The sequence below is a fragment of the Nostoc sp. S13 genome (assembly GCF_029379315.1).
Classification (GTDB): domain Bacteria; phylum Cyanobacteriota; class Cyanobacteriia; order Cyanobacteriales; family Nostocaceae; genus Nostoc.
Genome location: NZ_JAQYWQ010000163.1, coordinates 1 through 11544, shown reverse-complemented (window position 1 = coordinate 11544; position 11544 = coordinate 1). Strand labels below are relative to the sequence as shown.

12 protein-coding genes and 1 pseudogene are annotated in these 11544 nt (G+C 44.2%); 4 read left to right on the top strand and 9 right to left on the bottom strand.

Annotated elements, in window-relative coordinates; all coding sequences use genetic code 11:
- The first annotated feature begins 97 nt into the window (after positions 1–97).
- Entirely contained in the window at positions 98–463 is a 366-nt protein-coding gene (locus PUQ00_RS30155) for a four helix bundle protein (protein WP_300423428.1), read from the top strand.
- A gap of 77 nt (positions 464–540) precedes the next feature.
- Here PUQ00_RS30155 and PUQ00_RS30150 read toward each other — a convergent pair whose 3' ends face one another.
- From PUQ00_RS30150 to PUQ00_RS30140, 3 genes are all read right to left on the bottom strand, one after another.
- Positions 541–1977: a DUF4335 domain-containing protein gene (locus tag PUQ00_RS30150; protein ID WP_300423426.1), complete on the bottom strand. Its 1437-nt coding sequence runs from the start codon at positions 1975–1977 to the stop codon at positions 541–543.
- Positions 1974–2600, bottom strand: coding sequence for a DUF3038 domain-containing protein (locus tag PUQ00_RS30145; protein WP_300423424.1), 627 nt, complete (start codon positions 2598–2600; stop codon positions 1974–1976). The genes PUQ00_RS30150 and PUQ00_RS30145 overlap by 4 nt, the downstream gene beginning before the upstream one ends.
- Before the next feature lie 294 nt (positions 2601–2894).
- The gene (locus tag PUQ00_RS30140) at positions 2895–3053 is read right to left on the bottom strand and encodes a histidine kinase (RefSeq protein ID WP_300423422.1); all 159 of its coding nucleotides are present in this window, start codon (positions 3051–3053) and stop codon (positions 2895–2897) included.
- A gap of 38 nt (positions 3054–3091) precedes the next feature.
- Here PUQ00_RS30140 and PUQ00_RS30135 point away from each other — a divergent pair, with 38 nt between their 5' ends.
- The 3 genes from PUQ00_RS30135 to PUQ00_RS30125 all read left to right on the top strand — a co-directional run bounded on the left by PUQ00_RS30135 (position 3092) and on the right by PUQ00_RS30125 (position 5060).
- The gene (locus PUQ00_RS30135; protein WP_300423429.1) at positions 3092–3610 is read left to right on the top strand and encodes an adenine phosphoribosyltransferase; all 519 of its coding nucleotides are present in this window, start codon (positions 3092–3094) and stop codon (positions 3608–3610) included.
- A gap of 53 nt (positions 3611–3663) precedes the next feature.
- Complete coding sequence (locus tag PUQ00_RS30130) at positions 3664–4710, top strand: ABC transporter permease (RefSeq protein ID WP_300423420.1); 1047 nt, start codon at positions 3664–3666, stop codon at positions 4708–4710.
- Between the two features lie 68 nt (positions 4711–4778).
- Positions 4779–5060, top strand: coding sequence for a hypothetical protein (locus tag PUQ00_RS30125; RefSeq protein WP_300423419.1), 282 nt, complete (start codon positions 4779–4781; stop codon positions 5058–5060).
- A 219-nt stretch (positions 5061–5279) separates the two neighbouring features.
- On the opposite strand, the pseudogene PUQ00_RS30120 reads toward PUQ00_RS30125, so the two are convergent.
- The 6 genes and pseudogenes from PUQ00_RS30120 to PUQ00_RS30095 form a co-directional block, all read right to left on the bottom strand.
- Positions 5280–5846, bottom strand: a pseudogene (locus PUQ00_RS30120) (Uma2 family endonuclease).
- Positions 5843–6031 (bottom strand): hypothetical protein, encoded by a 189-nt coding sequence (locus PUQ00_RS30115; RefSeq protein WP_300423417.1) that lies wholly within the window; start codon positions 6029–6031, stop codon positions 5843–5845. The pseudogene PUQ00_RS30120 and the gene PUQ00_RS30115 overlap by 4 nt, the downstream one beginning before the upstream one ends.
- On the bottom strand, positions 6006–7529 hold the full coding sequence (purF, locus tag PUQ00_RS30110; RefSeq protein ID WP_300423416.1) for an amidophosphoribosyltransferase: 1524 nt from the start codon (positions 7527–7529) through the stop codon (positions 6006–6008). Before purF ends, PUQ00_RS30115 begins: the two co-directional genes overlap by 26 nt.
- A gap of 357 nt (positions 7530–7886) precedes the next feature.
- On the bottom strand, positions 7887–10367 hold the full coding sequence (gene purL / locus PUQ00_RS30105; RefSeq protein WP_300423414.1) for a phosphoribosylformylglycinamidine synthase subunit PurL: 2481 nt from the start codon (positions 10365–10367) through the stop codon (positions 7887–7889).
- 42 nt (positions 10368–10409) lie between these two features.
- Positions 10410–10802 carry a type II toxin-antitoxin system death-on-curing family toxin gene (locus PUQ00_RS30100; protein ID WP_300423413.1) on the bottom strand — a complete coding sequence of 131 codons (393 nt, stop codon included), beginning with the start codon at positions 10800–10802 and terminating at the stop codon, positions 10410–10412.
- Entirely contained in the window at positions 10789–11112 is a 324-nt protein-coding gene (locus tag PUQ00_RS30095) for a hypothetical protein (RefSeq protein ID WP_300423411.1), read from the bottom strand. The genes PUQ00_RS30100 and PUQ00_RS30095 overlap by 14 nt, the downstream gene beginning before the upstream one ends.
- Positions 11113–11544: the final 432 nt, after the last annotated feature.

Below are 11544 nucleotides of genomic sequence, written 5' to 3'. Positions count from 1 at the left end.
GCATTGGGCATTGGGCATTGGGCATTGGGCATTGGGCATTGGGCATTGGGCATTGAGGATTGGGAACTATTGATCAATAAATGATCAATGGACTTTTGTGAGAAGACCTGATTTTGAGGACTTAGAAGTTTATCAACTTGCTGAGAAGCTAGCTAATGAAATTTGGCATATTGTTAAAGGATGGGACAATTTCACTAAAGATACACTGGGGAAGCAAATTGTTCGGTCTGCTGATAGTGTTTGTGCGAACATCGCAGAAGGGAGGGGTAGGTACAACGACCAAGACAATCGACGTTTTGTCAAGATTGCGAGAGGGTCTTTGTATGAAACAATCAGCTGGTTGAGGTTAGCCTACGCCAGACAGTTATTGACAAATGAACAGGTAAGCAGATTTAAACCAATTCTTGATGAACTGTTACCCAAGCTTAATGCTTATCTTAAATCTATAGGGAATAGAGAATAGGGACTTAATTCTCTTCCCCATTCCCCATGCCCCATGCCCCATGCCCCATGCCCCATGCCCCATGCCCCATGCCCTAATTATTGATATCCCTGCCAAGGGCTGACTTCAAGTTTGCCGCTAGGCTTGAATATCACTTGGAAGTGAGCGAGAGGTTCTTTATTGTTGGGAGCTGCGACATTGGAACCGTAAATAGCGTTGAACATCTTTGGAAGGGGTGTTTCCCGGAAATAGTCAAAAGCAACTTGGTTGAGTGGTTCATAGTCAGCAATTACACCATCTTTGTTAACCGCTACCCGGTATTTTAAATCTTGCGTAAAGGTGGGGGTGCCACTCCAGGTTTTACGAACTGTACTATAAAGCTTTTGGTTTAAACCTTTAACTATATTAGAGTCAGTAATTTTTGCGCCGAGTACCTGTGGTGTACTAGCATATCCCCGCCAAGGGCTAACTTCTAGTACACCTTTTGTATTAAACACTACTCGAAATTGGGCGATCGGTTCATTGGCAATGGGAGTGCGGTTAGCAGGATTGTAAAGTAGGTTAGGCAGAGGAGTTTTCCCTACTGCTAGATTCGCCTCTTTATTCAACGCTTTATAACCAACGATCGCCCCATCCGCAGCTACACCCAGACGATAAATTAAATCGTCGTTCAATCCTGAGCGATTAGTCCAAGCTGGATGAATTTGGTTGTAGACTTGGCGATTCAATGCACGTAACTGGGATGGATCAGTAATTTCCGAAACTGTATTTAAAAGTGCTTCTAAATCTTTAACTGCCGGCTTTGTATTAGCTGTGGGTCTTGGTGTGAGCGTTGCAGCAGCGATGGGAGTTGCAGCAGTTGATGATATTGGAGGAGTGAGGCTTTTTGTTGTAGAGCTACTTTGCTCATCTGGTTGAGGCTGAGGTGGACGTATTTGGGGAGGTGGAATCAAGTTAAAAGCGATCGCTGCTACTGCTAAAGTTGATACTCCCACAGCAGCAGGAACTGCTTGCCTGATCAAAGCCTGACTAGCACCGCCATAGCGTCTGGTAACTGGTTGTAGTTCTAGGGATAGTTCTGGTAAAGTTTGGCTATCAGCAAAAAACTGATCCACTGCTTCCACTAAATCAAACAACTGCACCGTATTCAAATCTATTTCAATCGGCGGACGTTTGGAATTTTTAGACTGAGACTCAAACCCCTCTGGAGCACCTTCTGAATGGATGATTAACCTGTGTCGGTTGCTGTCAACTTTGTGAAACTCTACTAACTCCGATTCCTGGTTGTGTGCTTGCGGATTGGGTACACTACTTAAAAATTCTTGGGCATAGCCACTAACAGCCCTCACCAAACTTTCAAAAAATTCTCGCCCTCCCGTTAGGGGTTGGTTGTAACCAGATAAATAACATTCTGCATTTACCAATATTGATAATTCCGGGCGCATTTCCTGGAACTGTGCAGCCCTAGTAACATCACTTAACCCTTCTAAAAGCAGTGTACAATTAGGTAGACTATACTTACGTTGAATATTCATTCCACTTCACCGTCAAAAAGACTAATCCAGAACCTCTGCATTCCAGCTGTACCGGTACAAAATAGTAATTGTCCTAACAAATTTATCGCTAGCTCATCTAATTTTTCATCAGAACTTAATGCCAGTAAACCAGAACGTCGAGCATTCATCCGGCTCTTAAAATGCGCTCTAAACCGCTCTAGGTAATTAGATAGGCGCAAATTCTGTTCTAATGGAATCTGCTTTTCTTCCATTTGTTGACATATCATTAATAACTGGCGGATGACAACAGTTAAACGCCGCGCCATGTAGCAAGCAATGACCACCAGAGCTTTTGCTTCCATAATAGTTAAGGGACGGCGCATGTGCGCTCTTCGTAGCGGGTTAGAGCTACGCATTCGCCATAAATTCACCCTGTCTTTAACAATTCCTTTAAGATCCAACTCTTGAGCAAAAGCCAGGATTGCTTCCGAACCACCAAGTTCCAAAGCTTCAATTGCCAGTAAAATCAGGTCAATTTGCAACCGCGTTCTCCGAGGACACGTCTTAGAAGCGATCGCAGGATCTGGTAAAGTGTCCAGAATCGTCGGCAGTGACTCTTGGGTTGGACTGTTGAACGGCGTTAAACTTGCTGAGACATTCATTCTATAAATACCTTGTGCGGTTCCAACAGACTAGATAAAACAAATTTAAGATCGGTAGCCAAGACTTGAACATTAGACTTGTAGTACTAGCATGACTACCTGATATATACATTAGTTAACTCTTTCTACTCAAAAGTTTCCCTATATTGAAATTAAAGTTTTAAAACATCAGTTAATTCACCCCATTTATTAGTGCAATACCTTTTCTAGCTTGGTTTAGATTCTAATTATCGTCAATGAAAGACGAAGCTTCAGCCTCGACTCCCAGCGTATGACATTATAGTGTACGATTTTTCAGGTATCTGAAATTGGGCATTGGGCATTGGGCATTGGGCATTGGGCATTGGGCATTGGGCATTGGGCATTGGTTATTAATTCTTCTCCCTCATCTTTCCCATCTCCCTCATCTCCCTCATCTCCCTCATTCCCCATGCCCCATGCCCCATGCCCCATGCCTCATGCCCCATGCCCCATTCCCCAATCCCTTTTTTATGGATTTGAAGTCTCTCGTTCGTGACATCCCAGATTTCCCCAAACCCGGAATTTTATTTCGGGATATTACTACGCTGCTGCGCGATCCAGAGGGACTGCGCTACACTATTGACTTTTTAACACAAAAATGCAATGAAGTTGGAATAACGGCGGATTATGTCATCGGTATAGAGTCGAGGGGATTCATTTTTGGCTCACCCCTGGCTTATAAATTAGGAGTTGGTTTTATTCCCGTCCGCAAAAGAGGGAAGTTACCAGCAGCCGTTCACTCAATGGAGTATGAACTAGAATATGGTACAGACTGCCTAGAAGTGCATCAAGATGCTTTACCCGAAGGTAGCCGAGTTTTGATTGTGGACGATTTGATTGCCACAGGTGGAACTGCGAGTGCGACAGCAAAGTTGGTGCAGAAGATTGGCTGCGAACTGGTGGGGTTTGGGTTTATTATCGAGCTACGAGATTTAGAAGGGCGTAAATATTTGCCGGACGTGCCGATTATCTCTCTAATTGAATATTAGTCATGGGTCATTAGACAAATGACAAATGATAAAGGACAAAGGACAAAAGACAAATGACATCTACGAGAATTTCCTTGGAGACCGGTCGGGATTGGCTAATCAGGCTAGTTACTAGCGAAACTTTTGTTTATGTGGCAAAGCGGCTATTGCAGGCACTGCTAACTTTGTTTTTGGCGGCAGCGTTATCGTTTTTTATTATTCAACTCGCTCCCGGTGATTATGTCGATACACTGCGGCAAAACCCGAAGATATCCTCAGAAAGAATTGAGGAAATCAAGCGGCAGTTTGGTCTAGATAAGTCTTGGCCAGAGCAATTTTGGCTATGGCTATGGCGAATCTTGACAAAAGGGGATTTTGGTACGAGTTTTATTTATCAACGTTCAGTGGCATCGTTGTTGTGGGAACGGGTACCAGCGACTTTGCTATTAGCGATCGCATCTTTAATTGTCACATGGGCGATCGCCATCCCTCTAGGGATCTTTGCTGCTGTTAACCAAAATAAGCTATCAGACCGGGTTTTACAGGTGATTAGTTATACCGGACAAGGCTTTCCCCCTTTCATCACCGCCTTAGCACTACTGGTTTTAGCCCAAAGCACCTCTCCTCTGTTCCCAGTGGGTAGTATGACTAGCATTATTCACTCGGAACTATCGTGGTTTGGCAAAATCTTAGATATCGGCTGGCACATGATTTTACCCACGATTGCCCTCTCAATTACTAGTTTTGCTGGTTTGCAACGCATCACTCGTGGCGAATTATTGGATGTTCTGCGTCAAGATTATATCCAAACGGCTCGTGCCAAAGGACTACCAGAAAACCGTGTGATCTACGTTCATGCACTCCGCAACGCCATAAATCCCTTGATTACCTTATTGGGTTTTGAATTAGCTAGTTTATTAAGCGGTGCCTTCATTGCCGAATTTTTCTTTAACTGGCCCGGTTTAGGGAGGTTGACTTTACAGGCTTTACAAGCTCAAGATTTATATTTGTTAATGGCAAGCTTGGTAATGGGCGCAGTGTTACTGATTGTTGGTAATTTAATCGCCGATTTAATGTTAAAAGCCGCCGATCCACGCATTCGCCTAGAAAATCTCAATTAGTCATTTGTCATTTGTCAATGGTTTAACCGCATTTCCCTCATCTCCTCACTCCCCCCATCCTCATCTCCATGCTGTCCGAAGTTTATTACTTGGTGCGCTCAAAAACTGACGGTAATTATCTTATTGCTCGTGCTGATGCCGAAACATCAGGTTATTTATTACTATTTCAGGAAAACTTTGATGCCTTAAGCTATCTCAACACCCATGCGGGAGAAGTGGCAAATCGCTTTGCTGTAGAATCTATTGCGCGTACACAGTTAGGAAACTTGCTCAAACGCTGGGGTTTTAGTGGCGTGGGTATTGTGACTGACCCGTTATTGCCCAAAGTTGAGTTTTTACAGCACAGTTAAATTTATGAATTAGCGTAGATGCAAAGCGGCTTGTCGTCAGAAATGCCTTAGTAATACGATTAATAAACAAGATTGCGATCGCACAAGCCAAATCAGTTAGTAGATTGGGTTGTAATTTAGTAAAATCAAACGTCTTAGGTATCTTAGACGCTAGAAAAGGCAATCTGATGAAGGGTAGTTGTCAAATTTAGTACAAATCATAACTATTGACTAATTTGTTTAAGTAAATAATTGTGCGATCGCACAGTTAAAATTAGGCAATATGGGTGAACTTAATTCATCACCATTGAACAAAGTAGCAACTAACTTTAAACTCGCTTGTTCGCGTCGATAGACTTCTACCTGTTGCTTGTACCAATCTGCAATCCAATACTCTCTGACACCTCTTGCTGAGTAAAGCTTTAGTTTAAGTTCCCTGTCCCGCTTTTCATTTTCACTCCCGGCAGATAGCACCTCTACAACCAGTTCTGGCGCACCGGTCAAATGCCCAGCCTCATCTAAAAGTAGGGGTAATCTCTCATTGCTAGCCCAGACAACATCAGGAATCACATTATCATTATCGCCAAAAATTATTCCTGGAGCAGTCACAACTTCTCCCAAAACAGTAGTCTATGACCAAATATCCAAAGAAGTGCTAATTCTGACACAAGTTTTTTGATGATTCCAGTGAGGCGCTCTGGTCACAAACAATTCTCCGTCAATAATTTCATAGCGGTTGCCGTTATCTGGAAACAATTGTAAGTCGGCGGTAGTCCAGCGCACTCTCTCAGATATCGGCTGGTTCATAAATCATCTCTGTTAGAGTATTTACCTATTTTAGACGGATTGGGCATGGGGCATGGGGCATGGGGCATGGGGCATGGGGCATGGGGCATGGGGCATTGGGCATTGGTTATTAATTCTTCTCCCCCTGCTCCCCCTCCTTCCTTATCTCCCTCATCTCCCTCATCTCTCCACTCCCCACTCCCCACTCCCCACTACCTTTTCTAAGAGCAACTTAGAACGCTTCACTTGCTGAGGAATCGCTACAGGATAATCTCCAGTGAAGCAGGCAGAACAGAAACTATTGGTGTCTTCTCGTGTTGCTTCTAGCATTCCCTTCCAACTAAGATAGGCGAGGCTGTCTACTTCCAGTTGCTTGGCAATTTCCGCTACTGACTTTGTAGCAGCAATTAGCTGATCCTGAGAATCGGTATCGATGCCATAGAAGCAGGGATGAGTTACAGGCGGAGAAGAAATTCGCATATGCACTTCTACTGCACCAGCCTCACGTAAGGTTTTGACTAGTTTACGGCTGGTAGTACCCCGTACTATTGAGTCGTCTACGATGATCACTCGTTTACCTGCTAGCACATCTTTGAGGGGGTTGAGTTTCATGCGGAGACCTGACTCGCGCATGGCTTGGGTTGGCTGAATGAAAGTTCGCCCAACGTAGCGATTTTTAATCAGACCTTCAGCGTAGGATACACCAGACGCTTGTGAAAATCCGATCGCAGCAGGTATACCAGAATCAGGAACACCAAAGACAATATCGGCATCTACAGCAGATTCTTGAGCTAATTGCCGCCCTAACCGCATTCGATAGCTGTACAAACTCTCGTTGTGCATGATGCTATCAGGGCGGGCAAAGTAAATCATCTCAAAGATGCACAATTTCCGCTCGGACTGTTGACTCCAATGATAGGAAGCTAAACCTTCTTCAGTAATCCAAACTAATTCCCCTGGTTCTACGTCTCGCAGGTATTCGGCTCCAATGATGTCTAAACCACAAGTCTCCGAAGCCAAAACGTAACGGACTGGATTACCAGCCAAAGTCCCAATTACCAGCGGGCGAATGCCATTGGGGTCACGGACACCCATAACGCCACTGGGAGTGCCAATGACTAAACTAAAAGCTCCTTGGCAACGGTGAAATGCTTGAATTGCACCTTCTAACCAATCTGCGCCAGCATTTACGGCTTCTGCGATCGCAAAAGCAATCATTTCTGAGTCTGTTGTGGTGACTAAGTTACATTTATTCTCAAGCAACTCTTGACGTAGTTGTACAGTATTGACTAAATTACCGTTATGCGCCAGGGCTAATGAACCTAAGCGAGTTTCCAGTACTGCGGGTTGAGCATTAACTTTGCGGCTAGAACCTGTGGTGGAATAACGAGTGTGACCAACAGCAAGGCTACCAGGTAACTGATCCAAGATAGATTCATTGAAAACTTGAGACACCAAGCCCATATCTTTGTGAAGATGTACTTGTGTACCCTCAAAGGAGGCAATACCAGCTGATTCTTGACCCCGGTGCTGGAGGGCATACAATCCAAAGTAGGTCAGTTTAGCAACGTTTTCTCCTGGGGCGTAGATGCCAAAAACACCACAAGCTTCTTCTGGCTTGTCAGGCTGATTTTCATGACTATTGATTGGGTTGTTGATCTGGTCGGGGTATTCATCCGAAGTGACAGAATGAATAGAAATCATGCTAGCTTTGCTCCTGGTGGGGGGGTCAATCAATTTTGGATTTTAGATTGACGATTTTGGATTGATCGCACCATAGTAGGGATGCGGCTTGGGATTTGAGAGTGGCTATTTTAGACTTGTTTCGCCCACTAGGAGCAAGACATGAACCAGAAGCAACGCCTCCAAGACCGCACTACCTCACCAAAATCTAAAATTCAAAATCTCAAATCGGTAGTCAAGTCACTGGGATTATGTAGATAGATGATGGTAGAGTTCTTAACAAATCTTTAACCATCTATTAAAACAGTACCGTAATTATGCTCAGGGACGTAAAAAAAAGAGTTAGGATTTATGCTTTTTATTCCTAACTCCTCAATTTCAACTCCTAACTTCTTTGGGGGTAGTGGTGGGGATGGCCAGACGTCTGGCGATCGCATGGGAATAGCGATCGTTCATATATTCGATACTAACTTTGATCAAGGTTTGGTTATCAGTGGTGAAAACCCCCAAACCCGTCTCAAAATTACCAACCGTACCCAGTTTTTGCCACTTTTGATCCAGATGTTCCTGTAAGTATGATTCCCAAATTTCTTGTTGTTCTAATGCTACAGAAACTAAAATCCTGGCACCACCTTCGGCAAACAGAACTTCATCAAGGCGAGGCAGTGCCTGAGTTGGTGGTATTTCTAAATTGATTTCGGCACCAAGGTTGCCAGCAATACAACATTCGGCTATTGCGATCGCCACTCCTCCCTCAGCACTATCATGGGCTGAACGTACCCAACCATTACGAATTCCTTCACGACAAACTTTCTGGACGCGGCGTTCCAAGTCAAAATCTACCCGTGGCGGTTTTCCGGCAACAGTACCGTGGATAGTGGCTAAATACTCTGATGCTCCCAAACTGATTTTGGATGCCAGAGGCAATCCGAGAAGATAAATCACATCGCCGGATGCTTGCCAACCTTGACCACAAATTTTGGTTATATCAGGAATCAAGCCCACCATACCTACTACTGGGGTGGGATAAATTGGTTGTGGAATTCCTTGAGAATCAAGAGTTTCATTGTACAAAGAGACATTTCCACCCGTGACTGGTGTCGCCAATTCTCGACAACCTTCTGCCAAACCGCGACAAGCTTCTGCCAATTGCCAGTAACCAATCGGTTTTTCGGGAGAGCCAAAATTCAGGTTATCCGTTACCGCCAGAGGTTCTGCACCCACACAGCTAAGATTGCGTGCAGCTTCTGCAACCACTGCCTTAGCTCCCTCGTAAGGATCAAGATAAACATAACGAGGATTGCAATCTACCGTCGCCGCAACTCCTGATTTTAGATTTGGGACTTCGGCTACGGTTCCGTCGAGCGTTCGCGTAGCGTCTCGTAGAGAAGTCGAGATGCTCAGTCGAACGATTTGGGATTTTAGACTTCGGCTACGCTCAGTCGAACGATTGGGCATTTCTTCAAACGGGCGCAAACGGATAACAGCCGCATCTGCACCACCTGGTAGTATTACCGTATTATTTTGTACTTGATGGTCATACTGACGATATACCCAGTTTTTAGAAGCGATCGTGGGTGTATCGAGCAAAGTTAACAGAATATCATTCCAACTTTGCAGGCATTCTTCGAGTTCGATTCCAGCAGTTGTGCAATCAGGTAAGGAATCAGCAGTCCATTCCCAAGCTTGACGCGCATATTCTGGTGGTTCTGCTAATAACTCCCGATGATAAAGTGGGGTGTTCTCCGCTAAAGCCTCAGCCGGAATTTCTGCTGCTACTTCACCCTGGAAGAAAATCCGCACGATCGGTTCAGCTATGACTGTACCGGCGACAACGGCTTGAAGTCCCCAACGATGAAAAATGTCGATTAATTCCTGCTCACGTCCCTTGTGGGCAACGAACAGCATTCGTTCTTGAGATTCCGAAAGCAGATATTCATAGGGAACCATCCCCGTTTCTCTGACGGGAATCTGATCTAAATCTAGTTCAATTCCCACACCACCTTTTGCGGCCATCTCTGAAGTAGAACAGGTGATCCCCGCCGCTCCCATATCTTGAGCGGCGACAACTGCACCCGTCTTAAACGCCTCCAGACAAGCTTCAATTAACGATTTTTCCAAAAAGGGATCGCCCACTTGCACAGCAGGGCGATCATCTATTGACTGATCACTTAATTCGGCACTCGCAAAACTTGCGCCTCCCATGCCATCGCGCCCAGTGGTGGAACCAACATAAAGTACGGGATTGCCTAAGCCAGATGCTCCAGATTTGACGATTTCTGATGTTTCCATCAACCCTAGTGCCATAACGTTCACTAGAGGATTACCAGAGTAAGCAGAGTCAAAGTAAACTTCACCCCCCACTGTGGGTACCCCAACGCAATTACCATAATGTGAAATTCCCGCCACTACGCCTTGGAACAGCCTTTGAGTTTTGGCATCTTCTAGGGAACCGAAGCGCAGGGAATTTAATAGAGCAATGGGACGCGCACCCATTGTAAAAATATCTCTGAGAATACCGCCTACTCCGGTTGCTGCACCTTGAAATGGTTCTACAGCTGAGGGGTGATTATGGGATTCAATCTTAAAAGCTAGTTGGAGTCCGTCGCCCAAATCTACAACACCAGCATTTTCACCAGGCCCCACGAGGATGCGGGGGCCATCGGTGGGAAACTGTTTTAATAGCGGTCGAGAGTTTTTGTAACAGCAATGCTCAGACCACATCACCCCAAACATTCCCAGTTCGGCTTTGTTAGGATGACGCCCTAACCTGCGGACAATTTCTGCGTATTCATCAGGCTTTAAACCTTCTGCGGCGATTTCTTCAGCGGAAAAGGCTGGTTTTGAGGTTGCAGTCATGGACGTAATGCACTCTGGGGGACAGAGCATTATTCTATCGATTTACTTGCCTTGTAAATGCAGTTCCAGAAATCTAGATAATTCTTCTTTGGATATTTCTTTTGTCACTACTTGAATCACCAAGTTGTAAGCTTGCTCTTGCGATAAGTTCAAACTGTAGCCGTTTAAGGTTATGAAGGTATCCATAACCGCAAATGCAGTGCGCTTGTTGCCATCAATAAACGGATGGTTCATTGCTAAATGGTACAGGTACGCTGCTGCTTGCTCGTGAATTGTTGGATGGAGAAGTTCACCGCCAAAAGTAGCTTGAGGTTGTGCCAATGCTGAATCTAGCAAACCTTCGTCTCTGACACCAGATGTTCCACCAAAGCTGTTTATCTCATCTTGGTGAATGTCTAGGACTTGAGAAATAGAAAGAAATCTAGGAGTCTGCAAGGCGACGGTAAACCTCCTGCCATTTCTGTTTAGAAGCTAAGTAAGCCTGCCATACTTCTTCATCTGAGGCAATCTGATTTGAGGCAGTATTTTCTAATTTGTCTTCATTTTGTTCAATTTCGCGGAAAGATTCGGCAAAATCAGGAATATTTAATAATAGTTTTTCAGTAGCTTCGCTTTCTTCTGTTTCTTGCAAATAAGCAATAATTGCAACTGCTAATCGCAACTTTTCAATAGAAAGTTGACGCAAACGGCTTTCGGCTTCTGATAAATAAGTGCTGTGCTTTTGTTCCTTTTGTTCTGTTGCCATCGTTACCCCAAGCTAGGTTCGTTGCCAGTTGTGAATCAGTTTTGCCCCTAACTCTAGCTTATCGCGCTATTGTGATTTACTCAATCAAGGCAACTGCAAAAACACTTAATTTTATAGCCAATTAAGCTGAAGGGGGATAATTTGAGTAATTTTACTATTATTAAAAATAAAGGCTTGTTTGTAAAATTAACATTAACTAAATTATTGAAGTAGGAAAATTCATTTTACTATAATCTTTATTCAGGCTTGTCAGAGTCCTAATCCATTGGAATGGACTATTGTTATTGCTATAGTTGGCGCAATTTTAGCTGGTTCGGGTATAGCTGCTACTGGAATTCTTTCTATTTCAAGTACAGTAATAACAATGCTTATATAGGAATCCTATTTGAGTTTTGAACAAGCTCCGTACATCTGAAGAGTGGCAAAGTCAAA

Bases quoted from the DNA above. Each gene is read 5' to 3' on its own strand.
- PUQ00_RS30150 (WP_300423426.1), bottom strand. From the start codon at position 1,977: ATGAATATTCAACGTAAGTATAGTCTACCTAATTGTACACTGCTTTTA.
- PUQ00_RS30125 (WP_300423419.1), top strand. From the start codon at position 4,779: ATGCTGTCCGAAGTTTATTACTTGGTGCGCTCAAAAACTGACGGTAAT.
- PUQ00_RS30145 (WP_300423424.1), bottom strand. From the start codon at position 2,600: ATGAATGTCTCAGCAAGTTTAACGCCGTTCAACAGTCCAACCCAAGAG.
- PUQ00_RS30140 (WP_300423422.1), bottom strand. From the start codon at position 3,053: ATGGGGCATGGGGCATGGGGCATGGGGAATGAGGGAGATGAGGGAGAT.
- PUQ00_RS30095 (WP_300423411.1), bottom strand. From the start codon at position 11,112: ATGGCAACAGAACAAAAGGAACAAAAGCACAGCACTTATTTATCAGAA.
- PUQ00_RS30130 (WP_300423420.1), top strand. From the start codon at position 3,664: ATGACATCTACGAGAATTTCCTTGGAGACCGGTCGGGATTGGCTAATC.
- PUQ00_RS30135 (WP_300423429.1), top strand. From the start codon at position 3,092: ATGGATTTGAAGTCTCTCGTTCGTGACATCCCAGATTTCCCCAAACCC.
- purL (WP_300423414.1), bottom strand. From the start codon at position 10,367: ATGACTGCAACCTCAAAACCAGCCTTTTCCGCTGAAGAAATCGCCGCA.
- purF (WP_300423416.1), bottom strand. From the start codon at position 7,529: ATGATTTCTATTCATTCTGTCACTTCGGATGAATACCCCGACCAGATC.